A 20,089-nucleotide genomic window follows, 5' to 3' on the forward strand; every position below is an offset into this window, starting at 1 on the left:
GGATCAGGAACCATCCTGTTCACTCCTTTTTAGTATGTGCATAAATTGGAATCTCGTGCATTTCCTTGTCATTCTCGTGCATAAAATCAAAAAGTGGTGCATTACCACATTCAAGAAAAAGAAAATGATGATTCTCCTTAGTCATGGAGTGGGCTGGAAGGAATAATCATATGAATTTAAAGGAAGACAAAGAATGAGTGAAACATTTCATCTAAAATTTATCAATATTCCCAAAATCAAAATGACCTGTTTAATAGAAGGAAAATGGACTTATCCGACAGCCACATTAATTATGGCTGTCCATAAAAAGAAACGCATAATTTGGAAGTGATTAGGAAAAATATATACAAAGTCTAGTGACCATTTTGTTGCATGAACAAGCTTTATGAATACATATGACCTCAGTGGGGACCATTTCGAGTCTTACATAAATGAAAGTGAGTGCTTATGGAGAACTATACGACTACAAATAATCATCGCCGATATAAAGCACATATCAGTATATTTGGTACGACTCAGCTTCATTTGAGGAACCCTTATATTATTGCCTGGTGGTCCGCAGCATTTCCAGGATTCGGTCATTTAATTCTCTCAAAGTATCTTCGCGGGGTTCTATTATTTATTTGGGAGATCTTTATCAATCATCAAATGAAGCTCAATCAAGCGATGGTATACTCGTTCACAGGACAGATTGATCTCGTGAAAGAAGTATTAGATACTCGTTGGATGCTCCTTTATATACCTGTTTACTTTTTTGCGATATGGGATAGCTATCGAACGACCGTTGATTTAAATAAGATCTATCTTTTGGCAGAAAGGGAAGACGCTCCATATAATACATTTAGTATCGGTGCGATGGAAATCAATTATCTTGATAAACGTAATCCCATCATGGCGATCGTTTGGTCAATGATGATACCAAGTACTGGTCATCTTTATATCCATAGAATTGTGATTGCAGCGATGACACTGAGCATTACTGTAGTATTCGTGTATTACTCCCATATGCTTGAAGGGATTCATCATCTATTCTTCGGAGAGATAAAGAAATCTACTGAGATTTTAGATGCTCAGTGGCTCCTTTATTATCCTTCCTTTTACTTTTTTGCCATTTATGATTCCTATGTAAATACAGTTGAAAATAATAAACTATTTGAAAAAGAACAGAAGAATTTTTTGAGAAAAAATTATCAATCGTCAAGCTTTAAGGTAAAGAAGGGAACAAAGGTGAGTTAAATGCAGATATTTGCAACATTCGAACATTCCACCTATATTGAACTTGCCATTTCTGAATTAGAGGACAAGGGAATTAACGATATATTTGCATTGCCTTTAGATAGCCGGACGGAAGAAAGAAAACTCTTTGACACGCTTCATAAATCGGATGGAACCTCATTATTAGACAAAGCCTTCGCATTTGCAGTTGCCTTCGCCGTAATCGGAGCTAGTAGAGGGTTTGCTCTTAAATGGGGCCCCATTTATTGGGGAATTATTGGAGGAGCATGTGGACTAGTATTTGGATTCTTACTTGATGTCATCCAAAACAAAGTTTTTAAGAAAAAACACAGATTATTACGTGGAAAGCAAGCAGAAGTCATCCTAATTGTCGATTGCCCAGAAGACAAGACTGAAATGGTGGAGAAGATCCTATGGGATAATTTAGCGTTTGGACTTGCGAAAGTGAAGTAAATACGGAAAAGTTTAGGATAAATTATGTCATTATTCGCCAGTAAATCCGTTCCAATCCTGAAGCACCTCCATAGAAATGTAGAACATTTCGATTTGAAATTTTAAAATCATCTATCGATCCAGCGAAAAAATTGTCATTCTTCGTAGGAAGGAACCGCTATTCCATAATAACCAACCTAAACTTCTGTACATATAGTGTATGGAAAGGAGGGGTTAATATGGATAGATTTATATTGTTAATGCTGGCAAGTATTTTATCCGGTTTTGCCTTACTCAAAGTTCCTCTAGAAGGTTCATTCCTTGAAAGCTTACAACCTGTCACAGATGTCATTGGTTTATTAGCCATCCTAGTGTTCTCTCTTTTCCTTATCTTCAAAGGGGTCATGGCGTTGGTCGGGAAGTGAATGAAGAAAGAACTAAGGCTCAATTATTGGGCCTTATTTTTGTGCCTAAAAAATTAGGGTAGATTTCATCCAAATATGTTAGAATTTGGGTAGAATTATGGCTAAGGAGGAATTCTATTGCTATTTGGAATGGAATACCTACCCGATTGGTTTTGGTGGGTAGCGATTTTCTGGGTCCTTGGATTTATAGGCTTTAGTTGGTTGTGGATGAATAGATAAAATTATTAGACAGGTGTCTGATTTTTAATTGGGGATTAAGATAATATAGAGATAGGTAAAAAGGACTGTGTGAGAGAAGAATGTTCCTAACAAATAGTTTCATTAAAAATTATCACACAAAACATTACATAGGAGTGATCAGAGTGCCATTCTATAACAAACTAGTAAGAGACCATATTCCAGAAATTATTGAAAACTCTGGAAAGAAGTTTTCAATAGAAATCTTGGATGATACGAGATATATAGAAGAACTAAAAAAAAAGAGCTTTGAAGAGTTAGAGGAATATTGTGAGGCAGAAAGTAGAGAGGATGCACTTGAAGAAATGGCTGATCTTTTAGAGATTATGTACACTCTGGCAGAATATCACGGCTCTTCAATTGAAGAAGTCGAGAAAATTAGAGTGCAGAAAGCAGAGAAGCGTGGGGGATTTAGGGAGAAAATCTTTCTTGTCGAGGTTGAGGATTAATAATGTCTGAGCTTCAATTTATAACCTCACATTTAGGAAAGAACTTAGTTGAATATATTTCAAAAGCTAAAACAGTCTATATCTGAAGAAGTCGCTCCATTCTTTCAGCATTATTTAACGAGTAAAAAGTATAGAAAAAGAACCGGTTTTTCCGAAAAACGAATCAAAAATCTTTGGGAGTTTGATGAAAGAGGCTAGTCTTATTGCTAAAATACCAATGTTAAAATGGAGTGGTAGTACAAAGGGGTTAATCAGTTTTGATAAAAATAAATTTGAACTGAATTTTAGTATTAAGAACGAATGTGAAGTTTTGCTTTATCAATTTACAAAAAAAATTTGCGAATTTCGCTTACATTATTTTTTCAACGAAGAGAAGAACTAGACAATAATATTTGATAGAGAATATTTATAAAGTAAGACTTGCAGAAAATTTAACCTTTACAGACTACACATGTAAGGGTTTTTTTCAATGTGTACATAAATGGATAATTATTTCGTTCCAAATCGACTACTCCTGGTTAAATTGATAGCTAAGAAATTGTTACCTACCTATTTTTTTAATAAAACTTACCTTTAATACCATTGGCTGTAGAACTATATTTTACTGTTTTAAGATTTTTGCTAATGAAGATTAAAAGTAATATTTAATATCTAATAAAAATATACTGATTAGTGAAACACCATATCACTCAACGGTACAAAAAAGAGTTGTCTATTTGTTCAGACGCAATAAAGGGGGAATTTATTTTGTTTGAGCCATTGGAAGGGATTCGGATCTTGGATTTATCAAGGATTTATGCATCTCCAGCAGGATCCATGATCTTGGGGGATCTTGGAGCGGATGTGATTCGTATTGAGTCACCAGAAGGAACGGATACGATGAGGGATTGGTGGCCGTTTGTAGAGGATCAAAGTACGTATTATCTTACGGCCAATCGAAATAAACGGTCTGTGACGATCAATCTTAAAAGTGAGAGTGGAAAGGAATTATTTTTGAAGCTGGTGAAGAATGCGGATGTGATCATGGAAAATTATAAAACAGGAACCCTTGAGCGATTAGGGCTTGGTTATGAGGAGCTTAAGAAACATAATCCAACTATTATCCTTTGTTCGGTTACAGGTTATGGACAAACGGGTCCCTATCGTAATGAGCCAGGGTATGATCCCGTGATTCAGGCGATTGGGGGATTAATGGATGTAACCGGTCATGCTGATGGAGACCCTACTCGAGTGGGACTTCCGGTCGTTGATATTATTGCTTCCCTGTATACATCTGTAAGTATATTATCTGCTATTTTCGCAAGGAATAATGGTGGGGCAGGGCAACATATTGATATTTCTTTATTAGATGTTCAAATTAGTTCGTTAGCTAATGTGGCGAGTAGTTATTTGATGAAGGGATTTATCTCGAAACGAATGGGGAACCAGCATAATAATGTTGTCCCATATCAAGTGTTCCAATGCGAGGATCGACCGATGATGATTGCTGTTGGGAATGATCAGCAATTTAAAAAGCTCTGTAATATTCTTGGTCGGCCAGAATGGATCACAGACGAAAAGTATAAAACCAATGCGGCAAGGGTGGAAAATCGCGACGATATATCGACAAAAATTCAAGCCATTTTTAAAGAGAGAACGGCAGATGAATGGTTTAGATTACTGTCTGAACAAGGGATTCCGTCTGGGCCCGTGAATAATGTTGAACAAGTATTCCAGCATCCACAGGTTCAAGCAAGGGAAATGGTAGAAGAGATTCCACACCCAACACTTGGGAAGGTTAAATTAGTTAGAAATCCGATTCGCTTTTCTGATGCATCTCTGAAAATCAAAAAACATCCTCCACTATTAGGCGAGCACACGTTATCATTTCTAAAGGAAGAATTACATTTAGGAGATGATGAATTAGATATTTTACGAGCCCAAGGGGTTATTTAGTGATGTTCATTTCTTCAAGTTTAACTTAAAAATGAATGGTGGTGATGGAATGGAGGAAAGCAGACAGCACATGACCTTTAAAACTTTTTGTATATTAGCAATGTGTATACTCTATATTTTCTCGTTTTTTCTTCCATATCCATTCATTCGAATTATATTAGCGATTATTACGATTCTCGTTTTTATTTATAGTTGTTATCAAGCTAAACCCTTTTTTAAAGTCATTAGTCTTCTTATGCTTTCTGCAGGTTTTTGTTTAACTATTATTACTGGAAAAGGCCTAGAAGGGATCCAAGCTGGAATCATTTCTAATGTTCCACTACTCACCTTAATAATTCTCGTTCCGCTTATCGCTATTCCCTTAAAGGTTGGTCGGTATTTACAAGCTTGTCACTATTATATTGAGAAATTCATCAGTAAACCTAAGCTCTTGTTTGCCAACCTTACAACCTTTTTATTTTTATTCGGACCTGTATTAAATATAGGAACGATTCGACTGCTTGATGATGTTGTTCAAAAATTTACGATTTCCCCAAAGCTACTTGCGAAAGGGTATTTAACCGGTTTTTCAACAGTCGTATTATGGTCACCTTATTTCGCTTCTGTCGGACTTGTCACTCATTATTTACACATATCTATAGTGAGTTATTTTGCCATTAGCATCCCATTTGCGATTCTGCAATTAATCGTAGCGAATTTTCTTTTTCAATTCACGGCTAGAAATCAGGACCTTCAAATCGAACAAGGACCGATTCATTCGATTACATCTAGTCATGATCGAAAGAAAATATGGGGATTGTTGATCATCGTCTTTACCTTAATGTGTAGTGTTCTTTTCTTAGAGAGGCTGACTCATTGGCCAATGCTTTTACTTGTCAGCATTATATCGCTTCTTTTTCCTTTAGGATGGATCATATTTTCAAAACGGAAAAGACTATTTGCACAGCATCTATTTCAGTTTAGAAATCAATCGCTTTTACAGATGGATAACGAAATCGTGATGTTTATTAGTGCAGGGCTCTTTGGTGCGTCTTTAACAGGGACAGACTTTGCCGAAACTATTGGGAATATGATGAACACGATTTCTTCTGTATCCTTTCTACTATTTATTTTAGTAACGATTTTATCTTTCATCACTCTAACTCTCATCGGCTTTCATCCTATCATTTTTGTCATTCCGGTAATCTCTCAAGTCGACCCGATCGTCATTGGAACAACTCCAGAAGTGGTGGCCATAATCTTTATGCTCTCTTGGTCATTATCTGCGGTGATAAGTCCTATTAATCCACTAAATATTCTTGTTAGTAGTCTGGTGAAGAAGAAATCTTCCGTTGTAGGGCTAAAGTGGAACGGAAAATTCGTCATCACGATTCTATTGATTGGAATCCTATATATTTACTTCGTTCAAAACGTTCTCGTCTGAAAGTTACAGAAAATTAAATCATATTGTATCGGAGAACGGAATACAATACTGCATAACGGTATAGAACAAGTTGTTCCTGGAGGTGAAATGTTAAACGAACGCTTTTTTGTAAACGTTTTCCATTAATGCTCAAAATTGCTTTAGGTGTAGCCTTTTATTATTCGAATGAACAAGGGGGCATAATGTTGAAGGGTAAAAAGTGGGGAATATCAGTCGTTTTGTTGGTGATCATGATGGTGGTGAGTGCATGCGGTCAATCAGCAGCACAACAAAAGGATCAAACAGCTGAATCTAAGGACGGTGTCATCACATTAAAAGTAGCTGACTCGTTTCCAACCAGTCATAATCTCTCACAAGAAGGGGCTGTTTACTGGATGGATAGAGTAGAAGAATTAACAGATGGCAAAGTGAAATTTGAATATTTTCCTGCTGAACAGCTAGGGAAAGCCGATGACTTATTAGACGCAGCAAAAAACAAAGTTGCGGATGTTGCTTATGTAGGGATCGGGTATGTGGCCGATAAATTGCCATTAAGTGGAGTTGGAGAACTTCCTAATGCCTTTGATACATCTGTCAAGGGAACAAAAGCTTATTGGAAAGTAACACAAGACATTCTATTAGAAGAAGAATTCTTGAAAAATGGTATTCGTCCCGTCTATGCCGTTACGTTACCTCCATACCAAGTCATGACCACCCAAAAACCAGTTAAAGAACTAAGCGATATGAAGGGGATAAAGGTTCGTAGTGGCGGGGGAGCACAAAGTCTAACGATTGAGAAATTGGGCGGAACTCCCGTATCGATGCCAGCTCCAGAAATTTATACAGCGATGGAAAGAAAAACAATTGATGGTACGGTGTTTGCCTTACCTAGTGTGAAACCATATCAATTAGAAGAACAGCTGAAGTATATTACCGAAAATGCGAATTTAGGGAGTTTTATCGTTTCCTATTGTATTAATGAAAATGTTTGGCAATCTTTACCTGATGATGTAAAAGCAGCCATGACTAAAGCTGGAGGAGAAACAATGGAACACCTGTCACAGTATTTAGATGATTTAACAGAAAAAGAAAAGAAAGAATTTATGGCTAAAGGAATTGAATTCACAGAAGTGGATGAAGAGGCTATACAAAAAAAGACAAAGGCGGTTTGGGACGACTGGGCAAAAGAACTTAATAAACGAGGTTTAGCTGCAACAAAGGTAGTCGATTCTTTCCGTGAGGCTCTAGAGGAATAAACTCTCGAAGGTTAAAAGGAGTGCCTATGAAAAAATTAAAAATTATTTTTCCGAAAATCGAATCATTCTTACAAGTCGTTGGTTACATTGCCCTTTTCATGATGATGTTATTAATTACGGTCGATACGGCAGGGCGGTATTTTTTTAATCAACCCATTCATGGCGCCTTTGAGATCACGGAAGATTATTTAATGGTAATGGTTGTCTTCCTAGGACTTAGTTATAGCTACAAAAAAGGAGAACATATCAAAATCGATTTGTTATACCGGCACTTTCCTGACAAGGTAAAGGCTATGGTCGATTGCTTAGGGTTGTTATTAACGGTTGTGTTATTTAGTTTAATCACGTATCAAGGTTATCGTTTAACCTTTGAAGCCTGGATCCAAAAGCAATATATCTTTGGAGTGATCTCGCTTCCATCCTTTCTATCTTATATATGGGTCCCGGTCGGAAGTGCGGTTTTAACGATTCGATTACTCATTGAATTCATTAAAACGGTTCGAACCCTTTTTGGGGTGAAAAAGGGACCAGCAAACGTTTAAGAACGATAGGGTCGAATCTAATGTTTTATTCTCGCTATCGTTCTTTTTTTCTTAAATAAGAAAATATAGGTTTGGGCACCAATACGACCATTAAAGAGTAAAGGAGTGTTGCAAGTGACCGTTGTGCTCCCTGTTATTGGACTTCTCGTTCTTATTTTAATCGGCATTCCTATTGGGTTTTCCCTTCTTATTGCTGGAGGTCTTGGCCTGTTTTTAAACAGTGGGATGGAAGCGATGAATGGGATTTTACAAACGACTCCACATGCAAGTGCAGCTAGCTTTGTCTTAACCACTATTCCCATGTTTATTTTATTAGCAGAATTCACCACTAGTAGTGGGATTACGACAAAAGCGTTTAAAGCATGCCACCGCTGGGTTGGGCATTTACCTGGAGGACTTGCGATTGCAACTGTACTAGCAAGTGCTGGATTAGCGGCTATTTCAGGCTCAAGTACCGCTTCAGCTGCGACAATGGCCAAAACAGCCGTTCCAGAAATGAGAAAGTATAAATATAAAGATAGTTTTTCAGTGGGAATTGTAAGTGTTGCAGGGACACTCGCCATTATGATTCCCCCAAGTATTATTCTAATCATCTATGGGATTTTAACGGAGGTTCCCATCGCACCTTTATTAATAGCGGGGATTGTCCCTGGTGTGTTAACCGCTCTAGGGTTTATTCTCTCGATCTATATAACGGCTAAAAGGCAGCCAGAAATGGCGCCAAAAGCTGAGCCGTTTCCAATAAAGGAAAAAGTACAATCCTTAAAAGGGATATGGCCAATGATGATTTTAATTTTTCTCATAGTTGTGGCCATCTATACAGGAGCTGTCACGCCGACAGAAGCTGGTGCAGTAGGAGCGTTTTTTTCATTCCTGATAGCGGTTTTCCTGTTTTCCACCAAGTTTCCACAAATTAAGCATGCATTAAATCAGACAATGAAGACCACGTGTATGATCTTTGTGATTATTATTGGTGCAATGGTCTTCGGTTATTTTCTAACGGCAACACAAGTGACACAACAACTAATCTCCTTTGTTGGAGAACTTCCTGTCCATCCTTATGTCATTATGGGAATCATTGTACTCATTTACCTATTATTAGGGACGTTTATGGACCAATTGGCGATCTTGTTTTTGACGATTCCGCTCACCTTTCCAATTGCTCAATCACTTGGATTCGATCCGATTTGGTTTGGGATTATCGTGACGAAAACAGCGGAAATTGGTTTAATTACACCCCCACTAGGAATGAATGTGTATATCGCTTCTAGTGCAGCGAAAGTCCCTGTTACGGAAGCGTTTAAAGGGGTTTGGAAATTACTTGTTGTAGAGTTTATCATTTTAATCCTGCTTTTTTTCTTCCCATTACTTTCCACTTGGCTGCCAAGTCAAATGAATATGTAGGAGGCTTACGATGAGTTACTGGAAATATCTTGATCAAGTAGAAGGCTATTTCCCGCCAGGGCATAGTGGAACGTTTAATAGAAGGATTATTGGCAAGGAAGATGGAATTCAAAGAGTAGAAATGATTTTTGGAGAAATGGAGGTTGGGGGTGAAGCGGAAGAGCATTCACATGATGATATAGAACAATTGATGTATATCTTGGAAGGAAAGATGTATGTGGAAATTGGAGGAGAAAAAGCAGAGCTTACAGAAGGTTGTGCTTTATCGATTCCACCGAAAGTATCACATTTTGTAAAGAATAGTGGGAAAAGTAAACTGCGCTTTATCCTTATTTATTCCCCACATAAATAGTTACGTCAGCACTTCAAAAATAACAATAGATCAATATAGTACTATTTTTAAATAATAACCAGTATTGGAGTGGGGAAATGTGACAGAACAATCGATGCAGACGATTACGAGAGCGGTCAATATTTTAAAGGCTTTTTCACAAAAAGAGAAAGAACTTTCCTTGGCTGATCTTCATCGGAAATTAGGATTATCAAAATCTAGTTTACAACGTATTTTAAATACACTTGTATTGCAGGGGCTTATCGATAAAGATGAGAATAGAAAAACTTATAGGCTTGGGATTGAGTTGTATTTTCTAGGACATTTAGTAGAAGAAAACTCAAATTTAATGTCGATTGCCAAGCCTTATATGACACACTTAAATAAGTGCTTCGATGAAACGATTTCTTTAAGTATTATTCATCATAATAAGCGAAAATGTATTGGCTATATTGCCAGTAATCATGAACTGGCGGCACTAACTTATATTGGGCAGTATTCCCCTTTATATGCAGGATCATCTGCTAAATGCTTAATGGCGTATTTGCCGGATGAAGAAGTAGAAGCACTATTAGAAGGAGAAGATTTTGAATCGTTTACCAATAAAACAATTAGGAACAAGGAAACGTTACTAGTAGAACTAGATACGATTCGCAAAAATGGATATTCCATTAGCTATGGGGAACGTGTACCAGGTACATTTTCTATTAGTGCACCAATTATCGACCGCTTCAATCGAGTGATTGCCGCTCTTTCAATTCTAATGCCTACTGTTCGAGTTAAGGAAACTCAGATAGAACAATATATTGAGCAAGTGAAAGAAACGGCACAACTCATTTCTATGAAATTATCATAAAAGGGGAAGGGATATATGAAGGATTTACTTTTTGATGTTAATGATGGAATTGCGACGATCACGTTAAATCGTCCGAATGCACGAAATGCATTTAGTATGCAGATGATCGAGCTATGGATTCAAGCACTACAAAAAGTGAGAGATCATGATGACATCCGTGTGTTGGTCCTAACGGGAAATGGAAGGTCCTTCTGTGCCGGTGGCGATATTAAAGCAATGAAAAGCGGAAAAGGGTTTCTAGATCTAACGGGCTATGAAAAGGAAGACTTCTCATCATCCAGTCTTGAGAGGAAGAATAGCTTATGGAAGCATGTTCAACGCATTCCAATATTAATGGAGGAAATCGATAAGCCAACGATAGCCGCTGTAAATGGTGATGCCATTGGGGCAGGGTTAGATATGGCTTTACAATGTGATATGAGAATTTCATCTGATCAAGCTAGATTTGGTGAGGGATATGTCAATGTCGGCATTGTCCCAGGTGACGGTGGCGGATATTATTTACCGAGAATCATTGGGATCGACAAGGCGTTAGATCTACTTTGGAGTGGCAGGATCATCGATGCTCACGAAGCCAGTAAGATAGGCTTAATCACGAAAATGGTTTCCCACGAAGAACTCATGGTAGAGACGAATTCGCTGGCGAGACGTCTTGCGGATGGACCACAACAGGCCATACGTTTGATTAAGAGGACGGTTTATCAAGGGTTAAAAACCGATTTAAGAACTTCATTAGATATGGTTTCTTCCTTTATGGGGATTGTAACAGAGCATCCGGATTACAAGGAAGGGTTAAGTGCCATTATAGAAAAGCGCAAGCCTGATTTTGAATGATTCAGGAAAGGATGAGTAGCATGAATTTTGATTTAACAGATGACCATTTGACTGTAAAAAATCTTATCCAAAAGTTTGCAAAATCGGAAATCGAACCGACGATTAAAGAATATGAGAGGAAGAAGGAATTCCCCCGAGGACTTATCAAACAAATGGGGGAATATGGGTTTTTCGGAGCGTGCTTTCCTGAGAAATATGGAGGATCAGAGTTAGGGTTTGTCAACTTAGCGATTATTTGTGAAGAGGTTTCCAAGGCATGTCCCGGGTTAGGATACGCCTTTAATATGCAAGCAATGACATGCCCATTTACGATTTTGAACTGGGGAACGGAAGAGCAAATCGAAAAATATGTGCCCTCATTAATTTCAGCAGAGTCTATCGGGATGTTCGCTTTGACCGAAGCCGGTGGAGGTTCAGACCCTGCAGGTTCGATGAAAACAACGGCAAAACGGGTAGGAGACGAATACCTCATTAACGGTTCAAAAACATTTATCACGTTTGCAAACGAAGCCGATGTTGGAATATTGTTTGCGAAAACGGATACAGCTGCTGGCCATCGTGGGATATCGGCATTTATTATTGAAACGAATCAACCTGGCTTTGAAGCGATTCCGATTGAGATGAGTGGGCTAGGGTATATGGTCCGAAGCTGTGATGTATTTCTTGAAGACGTTCGAATCCCAAAAGAGAATCTACTTGGTAAGGAAGGGGAAGGATTCAAGATTGCGATGAATGCTTTGGATTACGGGCGATTGACGGTACCTGCCCGGTTGATCGGTATAGCCCAAGGCTGCTTGGAACAATCCCTTATGTATGCCAATGAACGTGTGGTGAAAAGCCACCGTATTGGAGAATACCAAATGATTCAGCACTTACTAGCGGACATGGTCGTAAGTATTGAAGCTGGGAGATTACTAGTTTATAAAAGTGCCTATCTAAAAGACAAAGGGCAATCCGCCACGAGAGAAAGTTCCCATTCTAAATATTTTGCCTCTGAAATCGCAACAAAAGCAGCACAATCGGCATTCGAGATCTTTGGTGGCTATGCCGTAACGGATGAATATCCGATTTTGAAGTATTTAAATTATGCTAATATGCTTCATACAGGAGAAGGGTCCGCGAATGTTCAGCGGATATTAATAGCAGAAGATGCACTTGGCTGGAAGGATGCAAACCGTCATCATATTTCGAGAAAGTATTCATTGAAAAGTGATTTACAATAAGTGAATAACGATTTTACCTACTATTTTTTCTCTATCCTACTAATCGTCCCCCTAAACTATTTTATTTATTCCCAGAATGTAGTACTTAAAGCAATTTTCTTATTGATTCTCTGGAGGTGGATTTATTTATGAAAGAGTTAAAGATTCGGTCGGTACATTTATCGGATAAAGTTGAAATATTAAGGGGGGAAGTTCGCTCCTTTTTAAAAGCGGAAAGGGAAGCAGGACATTTTACTCCACACTGTGATAGCTGGCTATCTGGTTATGATGCTAATTTTAGTCGTAAGCTTGGCCAACAAAATTGGCTCGGGATGACCTGGCCGAAAATGTATGGAGGACAGGAAAAATCAGCTTTTGAACGATACGTTGTGATGGAAGAATTATTAGCGGCAGGAGCTCCCGTTGCAGCCCACTGGTTTGCAGATCGTCAAACAGGACCCCTTTTCCTTCGTTATGGAACAGAAGAGCAAAAAAAGGAGTTCTTACCTGCGATCGCAAGTGGTGAGCTTTATTTTGCGATTGGTTTAAGTGAGCCCAATTCTGGTTCTGACTTAGCATCGATCTCAACAACAGCGAAGAAAGTCGATGGGGGTTGGAATATAAACGGCAGTAAAGTATGGACTAGTGGTGCCCATCATGCTCATTTCATGGTGACGTTATGTAGAACATCTGCCCGAACCGAAAATCGTCATGAAGGATTAAGTCAATTAATCGTCGATCTTTCTACTCCAGGAGTAAGCGTCCGGCCGATTCGAATCATGACTGGAGAACACCATTTTAATGAAGTCATCATGGAAGATGTATTTGTCGCCGATCAGCGAGTGGTTGGTGAAATTGGTGATGGATGGAAACAAAGTATGGCGGAGCTAGCATTCGAACGAAGCGGTCCAGAACGTTTTCTTAGCACATTTCCATTACTTAATGAGTTATTCCAAATCTTACAAGAAGAGGGGGCTAATGAACGAGCCTCCACGGCGATCGGTGAATTGGTCGTCCGCCTTGTGACATTACGTGAAATGTCCCTTGGAGTAGCTGATTTACTAGAAAAGGGGGTCTCACCTGATGTGACAGCCGCATTAGTGAAAGACTTAGGAACGAGGTTTGAAACAGAAATTGCTGAAGTTGCCCGTCAGGTTGTTACTACCCCAGCAGCTCTACAGCCGAGGTTTAAAACACTTTTTGCCAAAGCGTTATTACATTCACCTGGTTTTTCTCTCCGTGGAGGGACAACGGAGATCTTGCGTGGAATTGTAGCAAAAGGAGTTGGAATAAGATGAATGAAACTAGTGAAATCATTATTCAAACAGCTGAGAAAATTATGGAGGATTTATGTACCAAACAGGTGGTGGATGATGCCGAACGTGGAACGAACCCAATGAAATTATGGAACACCCTTGCTGAAACGGGTATGCTTGCGATCGGAATTTCTGAAGAAGAGGGTGGTTCTGACGGTGGTTTTATCGATGCCCTTAATGTAATACAAGTTTCAGGGAAATACTCTGCTCCCATTCCTTTAAGTGAAACGATTTTAGCCAATTGGATATTATCTGATGCAGGACTTCCGATTTCGGCAAAGCCAATGACCGTCATATCTAATGTGAATGGAAAAATTGCCTTTACTGAAAAAGCAGATGGATGGGTGATTTCAGGGGAAGCATTCGATGTTCCTTTTGCTCGAAATTCAAATTCGATTGTAGTCGTTGGAAAATCGGAAAAAGGGAAGATAGCTGCAAGTGTTAATTGTGATAAATGTCTTATTACTAAAGGCCAGAATATGGCAAACGAAGCAAGGGATCATGTGATTTTAGAGAATATATTGGTAAGCAAGGAAAAAGTATCATCACTGAAGAGGTTTGATGAAGAGAAAACCCAATACAGTAGTGCATTAATCCGTACCGTTCAAATGACAGGAGCACTTGAGAACATATTAGAGCTTACAATCGCTTATTCGAAGGAACGAACCCAATTCGGTCGAACGATTTCCCGCTTTCAAGCAGTCCAACAGCAAATTGCCATCCTAGCAGGAGAAGTATCTGCAGCAAAGGCGATCGCTAATCTTGCCATGAAGGCATATGAAGCGGGAGATGGAAAAGACCAAATCATGATGGCGAAAATTCGTGTTGGTGAAGCGGCAAGCGTAGGTGTCCCGATCGCTCATCAAGTACACGGGGCGATTGGATTTACCGAAGAGCATTCCTTACAGCATAGTACAAGAAGATTATGGTCATGGCGTGACGAGTGCGGAAATGAGAGTGATTGGGCAAAACGACTCGGAAATAAAATGCTCAAGCTTGAGTCTGAGGCATTATGGCCATATATAACGGCAATATCTAATCATTAGGATTCACGAAGGAAAGTAGGCGTTCATTGTGATTAGTAATACTGTTTTCGTGAAGAAACATTAGAAATAACGTACCGAATAGCAGTCGAAGCAGAATAATTTATCGCAGAACACAATTTGTGAGATCGCACTGAATTAAGTGCTGTCTACTTTGCATAGCACAAAATCAGAGACATTAGAACAAAAAACGCTTGAATGATATACAATCCAAGCGTTTTTTCTACATTAATCTAATTGATATTTAGTTTGCTATTTCCGCTGTGATTTGATGTTTTTTACCAGCTATTTTACATTTACACCATAGGATCGGACTACTTACTATTGTGAACACCGGTCTATTTATAAATAGTAAATTGTTGTAACCTATCTAGTATACTCAATAAGTTTTTCCAACTTTGTTTTAATCCAAAGGATGCAACCCATGCTGCTGAATACTAGAAAGGATCTCTTCCTGTTTAACCTGTCCCTCATTGTATGTAACCTTCACTTCCCCATCAACAATATCCACTAATGCTCTTTCTACTCCATCTATTTGCATCAGAACGGTTTCTAGCGTTTGGATCGGCTTCTCTCTGGTTGCTTCTTTTATAAAAATTGTCATATCCTCCATTTTAGAATCCTCCTTTTTCATTAAAAAAGCTAAGATGGTCTTGTTGTAACTATCCCCATTTTGAGAGGAAGTATGCAGGATAAGACATATTTCAATCCTTAGTGATGATAAAAAGTACATCATGATGTTTAATATTTTTTGTGGAATTAATAAAAAATTAACAAAGATGGTTCATTATTTAGGAGAAAGGAGTGAACAGCCAGTGCAAGAGGTTTCAATTTGGTTTGCCTTTTTTGCAGGGGTGCTTTCTTTCTTTTCTCCTTGTGTATTTCCATTATTACCTGCATATGTGAGTCATTTAACAGGAGGAAGAGTTGAAGAGGGAAGATTGAAGGTAGAAAGGTCCCTTGTATTAACAAGGTCAGTAGGATTTATATTAGGGTTTTCGATCATCTTTATCATTATGGGGGCATCTGCAAGCTTTTTAGGAGAGATGTTTACAGCGTATCGCTTTTATATTGAACAAATAGCTGGCATACTTATTATCCTCTTTGGTCTCCAAATGATAGGGTGGATAAATCTTTCGTTTTTAATGAAAGATACACGTAAGTTTAACACGAGTAAAAAAGGTACAAGTTTCGGCTCTTTCCTTTTAGGCATGGCATTTGCCAGTGGGTGGTCACCTTGTGTAGGATTTACTTTATCCTCTATATTGCTGTTAGCTGGTTCTACAAGTACATTAACTCAAGGAATTTTCTTATTAGTGATTTATTCTCTTGGATTAGCAATCCCTTTTATCATGATTTCATTTTCACTAACGAAAACCGTTAGCGTAATGGGGAAATTGAATAAAATCCTGCCAAAATTAAATGTTATCAATGGTTTATTAATGATCATTCTTGGGTTTCTAGTCATGAGTGGAAAGATGCAGCAGATTAGTGCCTACCTCGCCACCTATAATTTATTTTTCTAAGGGAGTGGAAATCCTTGCCGATTCAACGTAAAAATATTCTAATAATCGAAGACGATGATAAAATTAGAAAATTAATGAAGATATTTTTAGAAAAAGAAGGCTTTGAAGTCATTGAGGCAGCCGATGGAAAGGAAGGACAGGACTTATTTATCCTTCATGATCCTTGCTTTGTCATTCTTGATTTAATGTTACCGTATGTAAATGGAGAGGAGCTCTGTTCGTGGATTCGGGGGAAACAAAATAGTCAAGTAGGCATTATAATGGTGACAGCTAAATCGAGTGAGGAGGAAAAGATAACGGGATTAAAGATTGGCGCAGATGATTATATCACGAAACCGTTTAGTCCAAGTGAACTAGTCATGAGAGTAGAGACTGTCTTGCGACGTACGAACAATCATTGTAAAAAAATGAGTATCGGTGGACTTACAATAAAGCCTGAAAAAGGCGAGGTTACATACAAAGGAGAAATGATTGATTTAACCGCATTTGAATTTTTAATTTTGTATTATTTAATGGTAAATCATGGACAAGTGATCTCTAGGGATCAATTATTGGATTATTTGTATAAAGCTCAAGAAAAAGTAGTAACGGAGCGAACCATTGATGTACACGTAAGGCATTTAAGAAAGAAGCTTCATTTACTTGCACTTGATCATTACATACAGACTGTCAGAGGAATGGGGTATAAATTTGTTATTGAATAAATGGAAGTTTACTTCCCATCTAACCTTTGTCCATGCAATTATTTTGATTATTATGACGTTTACAGTTGGTCTCACTGTCCGAAATTATGCTTGTACATTGGTTAATCAGCAGGATATAACAGGGGAACTTCTAGAAAAGCAATTAATGGACTTTCTCATTGTCATAACGATTGTAGCCCTTTTCATAGGGGGGCTGGGTTACTACTTGTTTTTAAAATGGTTTACTAAGCCTGTCAAAAAGTTAACCGAGGCTACTGAGCGTTTGAAGGCAGGAGAAATCCCATCCCATGTTGACCGCTCCGTAATTAATGAAGTCAATGAGTTAAATGAAACCTTTAATTCTTTCATAGATTCCCTTAAGCAAGTGAAGCAGAAACAACAACAATTACTACGAGATTTATCCCATGAATTAAAAACGCCTTTAACGAATCTTTCCGGCTATTTAGAAGGATTGGAGAAAGGAATTATAGAGGGTGATCAAGAAATCTACCGTTCTTTAAAGGAGGAAACCGATCGAATCGAGCATTTATTTAACCAGCTTGTGTGGATGAGTTCCTGGACTGAACCCACAACAATGATTACCCCTCAAAAAACGAACATTCAAATTGATCAAGTCATTAAGGATATAGTAAGGACGTTTCAAATAAAATTTATGAAAAATAATATCGATGTTTTTGAGGAAATAGAAGCTGCTACAATTTTTGGTGTAGACTATGCGATTAAACAGGTGATGATAAACCTCGTTCAAAACATTGTAGATTATGATACTGGAAAATCTGTAAGAATCAAGGGATTTCGTTCAAATGAGAGTTATATATTACAGTTTCAACATAAGGGAAAACGAATTCCAAAGAATGAAGAAAAATTAATTTTTGAAAGGTTCTACCGTGTGGACCCTTCCCGGACGAAGGCAACCGATGGAGCGGGATTAGGACTCTCAATTTCAAATGAAATTGTAAAGGCACATGGGGGGAAGATCATATTGAATACCGATGAGTATCATCATCGTTTTGAAGTGCATCTACCTTTAAATAAAAATGTAAAACTAAAGGAATGAAATGGATGGAAAAACATTGGTATACAATAGGTACCTTTACGTTTGCTAGTACTTGGTTGGCTTTTATTATTGCAGTGGTGATTACATCCATAATAGTGAGGCTCCGTTATGACGAGCACACGGTTAATTGGTATTCTAATTGTGCGTTTATTTTCATTATGGTATGGAAGTTCAGTATCATTTTTTTTGATATAAAGAATATTATGGCACACCCTTATTCCATTATTTATTTTAATGGAGGCATAAAAGGAGTTTGGTTAGGGGTATTGGCCGTATTAGTCTATACCTACATTTATTATAAAAGAACAAATGATCAACAATTTTTATTTCCAGCATGGGTCATAACCATTACTATGTACGAACTAACTCTTGGAATCCTATCACAGATGTATATTACGACTTTTATTGCATTCTTCATAAACGTAGGATTTGTTTATTTTTCAAGTAGAGGTATCCAAATCGTGATTCTCTTCACCATCTTTCAACTATTGGTCCAATCTATCCAAGGGTCGATAGGGAGTTTATCGACAACTATTTACATCGTAATCATGTTCTATTTAATGATATTGTCTTGGAGGGGTAATAGAAGTGAGTAAAAAAGTATTTTCATTAGCCGTCGTGTCATTGTTAGTAGCAATTTTCATTATTAATATTATTCAAAATCAAAAAGATAAAGAGCGAATATATGATGAAACGTCCAATCAGTATAATCCTGAAGCGGAAAGTCAAAAGACGTATTCATCAGAGAAGCTCGACGAAGGAAGTATGGCACCTGACTTCACTTTAACGACCTTAGATGGACAAACTGTATCATTATCTGATTATAAAGGAAAAAAAGTGATCATTAACTTCTGGGCAACGTGGTGTCCTCCATGTAGGGCCGAAATGCCGCATATGCAAAATTTTTATGAAGAAGCATCTGAAAAGGAAAATGTTGAAATTCTTGCCGTTAATGTGACCGATTTGGATAAAGGGGAAAAAGCGATTAATCAATTTGTTTCCGAGTATAAATTGACCTTTCCTATATTACTAGATAAAGAAGGGAATGTGAGTGGAAGATATCAAGCTGTTGCCTTTCCGACTAGTTATATTATTGATACACAAGGAAAGATATCGAAGAAAATAATCGGACCGATGAATGAAGAAATGATGGTTGATTTAGTGAAGGATGCCTCATAATTCGAAAACATGATAATGAATATAGCTAACAAGAACGCAATGCTTGACTATATACCATATAGGGTATATTATATTCCATGTAGTGATCATATTTTAGAATCAAGGAGGTTTCTACATGGAATACGATAAACAAGTAATCAATCGTATTAAACGGGCACAGGGTCAGATCAGCGGGGTACTGCGCATGATGGAGCAAGGGGAAGATTGTAAGGATGTCATTACGCAAATGTCTGCAGCGAAAACCGCTCTCGAACGTTCGATTGGGTTAATTGTCAGTATGAATCTTGTTGAATGTGTAAAAGAGTCACAGGAAAAAGGAGAAGACACAGAAGCCCTTGTTAAGGAAGCCGTTCACCTACTGATGAAAAGTAGATAAGAAACGTTATCTATTGACATCAGTTTTTATACAGTTTAAAATACCCCTGTAGGTATTTAACGATTGAGGAGGAAATAAATATGAAGGCAGATAAAGCATTAGATGCAAAAGGATTGGCTTGTCCAATGCCAATTGTGCAAACAAGAAAAGCGATCAAAGAATTGGAATCTGATCAAATATTAGAAGTTCAAACAACAGACAAAGGGGCGAAAAGTGACCTTACAGCATGGGTGAAATCAGCGGGTCATGAAATCCTTCAATTTAAAGAGGAAAATGATGTATTTACATTCTGGATTAAAAAAGGATAAATTTTTTTGATGATTTATATACCCTATGGGGTAATAATG

24 protein-coding genes are annotated in these 20,089 nt (G+C 37.8%); 23 read left to right on the top strand and 1 reads right to left on the bottom strand.

Annotation, left to right across the window (positions count from 1 at the left end):
- Positions 1-447 precede the first annotated feature (447 nt).
- The 16 genes from JOC86_RS00435 (at position 448) to JOC86_RS00510 (ending at position 14,903) form a co-directional block, all read left to right on the top strand.
- Positions 448-1,236, top strand: a complete 789-nt coding sequence (locus JOC86_RS00435) for a hypothetical protein (protein ID WP_205167823.1) — start codon at positions 448-450, stop codon at positions 1,234-1,236.
- Positions 1,237-1,689: a hypothetical protein gene (locus tag JOC86_RS00440; RefSeq protein WP_205167824.1), complete on the top strand. Its 453-nt coding sequence runs from the start codon at positions 1,237-1,239 to the stop codon at positions 1,687-1,689.
- 218 nt (positions 1,690-1,907) lie between these two features.
- Entirely contained in the window at positions 1,908-2,093 is a 186-nt protein-coding gene (locus tag JOC86_RS00445; RefSeq protein ID WP_205167825.1) for a hypothetical protein, read from the top strand.
- Between the two features lie 362 nt (positions 2,094-2,455).
- Positions 2,456-2,779: a pyrophosphohydrolase domain-containing protein gene (locus JOC86_RS00450; protein WP_205167826.1), complete on the top strand. Its 324-nt coding sequence runs from the start codon at positions 2,456-2,458 to the stop codon at positions 2,777-2,779.
- Between the two features lie 48 nt (positions 2,780-2,827).
- On the top strand, positions 2,828-2,977 hold the full coding sequence (locus JOC86_RS00455) for a hypothetical protein (RefSeq protein WP_205167827.1): 150 nt from the start codon (positions 2,828-2,830) through the stop codon (positions 2,975-2,977).
- A 549-nt stretch (positions 2,978-3,526) separates the two neighbouring features.
- Positions 3,527-4,714, top strand: coding sequence for a CaiB/BaiF CoA transferase family protein (locus tag JOC86_RS00460; RefSeq protein WP_205167828.1), 1,188 nt, complete (start codon positions 3,527-3,529; stop codon positions 4,712-4,714).
- Between the two features lie 31 nt (positions 4,715-4,745).
- Positions 4,746-6,137, top strand: a complete 1,392-nt coding sequence (locus JOC86_RS00465; RefSeq protein WP_205167829.1) for a hypothetical protein — start codon at positions 4,746-4,748, stop codon at positions 6,135-6,137.
- 185 nt (positions 6,138-6,322) lie between these two features.
- Entirely contained in the window at positions 6,323-7,372 is a 1,050-nt protein-coding gene (locus JOC86_RS00470) for a TRAP transporter substrate-binding protein (RefSeq protein ID WP_205167830.1), read from the top strand.
- A gap of 26 nt (positions 7,373-7,398) precedes the next feature.
- Positions 7,399-7,914, top strand: a complete 516-nt coding sequence (locus JOC86_RS00475) for a TRAP transporter small permease subunit (protein ID WP_205167831.1) — start codon at positions 7,399-7,401, stop codon at positions 7,912-7,914.
- Positions 7,915-8,028: 114 nt separating this feature from the next.
- Positions 8,029-9,318: a TRAP transporter large permease subunit gene (locus JOC86_RS00480; RefSeq protein WP_205167832.1), complete on the top strand. Its 1,290-nt coding sequence runs from the start codon at positions 8,029-8,031 to the stop codon at positions 9,316-9,318.
- A 10-nt stretch (positions 9,319-9,328) separates the two neighbouring features.
- Complete coding sequence (locus JOC86_RS00485) at positions 9,329-9,670, top strand: cupin domain-containing protein (protein ID WP_205167833.1); 342 nt, start codon at positions 9,329-9,331, stop codon at positions 9,668-9,670.
- Positions 9,671-9,749: 79 nt separating this feature from the next.
- Positions 9,750-10,505, top strand: a complete 756-nt coding sequence (locus tag JOC86_RS00490; RefSeq protein ID WP_338021691.1) for an IclR family transcriptional regulator — start codon at positions 9,750-9,752, stop codon at positions 10,503-10,505.
- A gap of 15 nt (positions 10,506-10,520) precedes the next feature.
- Positions 10,521-11,339 (top strand): enoyl-CoA hydratase/isomerase family protein, encoded by an 819-nt coding sequence (locus JOC86_RS00495; protein WP_205167834.1) that lies wholly within the window; start codon positions 10,521-10,523, stop codon positions 11,337-11,339.
- A 20-nt stretch (positions 11,340-11,359) separates the two neighbouring features.
- On the top strand, positions 11,360-12,562 hold the full coding sequence (locus JOC86_RS00500) for an acyl-CoA dehydrogenase family protein (protein ID WP_205167835.1): 1,203 nt from the start codon (positions 11,360-11,362) through the stop codon (positions 12,560-12,562).
- Between the two features lie 128 nt (positions 12,563-12,690).
- Positions 12,691-13,839 (top strand): acyl-CoA dehydrogenase family protein, encoded by a 1,149-nt coding sequence (locus JOC86_RS00505; protein ID WP_205167836.1) that lies wholly within the window; start codon positions 12,691-12,693, stop codon positions 13,837-13,839.
- On the top strand, positions 13,836-14,903 hold the full coding sequence (locus JOC86_RS00510) for an acyl-CoA dehydrogenase family protein (RefSeq protein ID WP_205167837.1): 1,068 nt from the start codon (positions 13,836-13,838) through the stop codon (positions 14,901-14,903). The genes JOC86_RS00505 and JOC86_RS00510 overlap by 4 nt, the downstream gene beginning before the upstream one ends.
- A gap of 400 nt (positions 14,904-15,303) precedes the next feature.
- Here JOC86_RS00510 and JOC86_RS00515 read toward each other — a convergent pair whose 3' ends face one another.
- Positions 15,304-15,513 carry a hypothetical protein gene (locus JOC86_RS00515; protein WP_205167838.1) on the bottom strand — a complete coding sequence of 70 codons (210 nt, stop codon included), beginning with the start codon at positions 15,511-15,513 and terminating at the stop codon, positions 15,304-15,306.
- 202 nt (positions 15,514-15,715) lie between these two features.
- Between JOC86_RS00515 and JOC86_RS00520 the strand changes: the two genes are divergently transcribed.
- The 7 genes from JOC86_RS00520 to JOC86_RS00550 all read left to right on the top strand — a co-directional run bounded on the left by JOC86_RS00520 (position 15,716) and on the right by JOC86_RS00550 (position 20,050).
- Positions 15,716-16,426 (top strand): cytochrome c biogenesis protein CcdA, encoded by a 711-nt coding sequence (locus JOC86_RS00520; RefSeq protein WP_205167839.1) that lies wholly within the window; start codon positions 15,716-15,718, stop codon positions 16,424-16,426.
- 14 nt (positions 16,427-16,440) lie between these two features.
- Complete coding sequence (locus tag JOC86_RS00525) at positions 16,441-17,130, top strand: response regulator transcription factor (RefSeq protein ID WP_205167840.1); 690 nt, start codon at positions 16,441-16,443, stop codon at positions 17,128-17,130.
- Entirely contained in the window at positions 17,117-18,187 is a 1,071-nt protein-coding gene (locus JOC86_RS00530) for a HAMP domain-containing sensor histidine kinase (protein ID WP_205167841.1), read from the top strand. Before JOC86_RS00525 ends, JOC86_RS00530 begins: the two co-directional genes overlap by 14 nt.
- Before the next feature lie 5 nt (positions 18,188-18,192).
- Positions 18,193-18,783, top strand: coding sequence for a hypothetical protein (locus JOC86_RS00535; RefSeq protein WP_205167842.1), 591 nt, complete (start codon positions 18,193-18,195; stop codon positions 18,781-18,783).
- Complete coding sequence (locus tag JOC86_RS00540; RefSeq protein WP_205167843.1) at positions 18,776-19,366, top strand: redoxin domain-containing protein; 591 nt, start codon at positions 18,776-18,778, stop codon at positions 19,364-19,366. The genes JOC86_RS00535 and JOC86_RS00540 overlap by 8 nt, the downstream gene beginning before the upstream one ends.
- A 115-nt stretch (positions 19,367-19,481) precedes the next feature.
- Complete coding sequence (locus tag JOC86_RS00545; protein ID WP_205167844.1) at positions 19,482-19,742, top strand: metal-sensitive transcriptional regulator; 261 nt, start codon at positions 19,482-19,484, stop codon at positions 19,740-19,742.
- A gap of 80 nt (positions 19,743-19,822) precedes the next feature.
- The gene (locus JOC86_RS00550) at positions 19,823-20,050 is read left to right on the top strand and encodes a sulfurtransferase TusA family protein (RefSeq protein WP_205167845.1); all 228 of its coding nucleotides are present in this window, start codon (positions 19,823-19,825) and stop codon (positions 20,048-20,050) included.
- Positions 20,051-20,089: the final 39 nt, after the last annotated feature.

The sequence above is a fragment of the Rossellomorea pakistanensis genome, from assembly GCF_016908495.1.
Classification (GTDB): Bacteria; Bacillota; Bacilli; order Bacillales; family Bacillaceae_B; genus Rossellomorea; species Rossellomorea pakistanensis.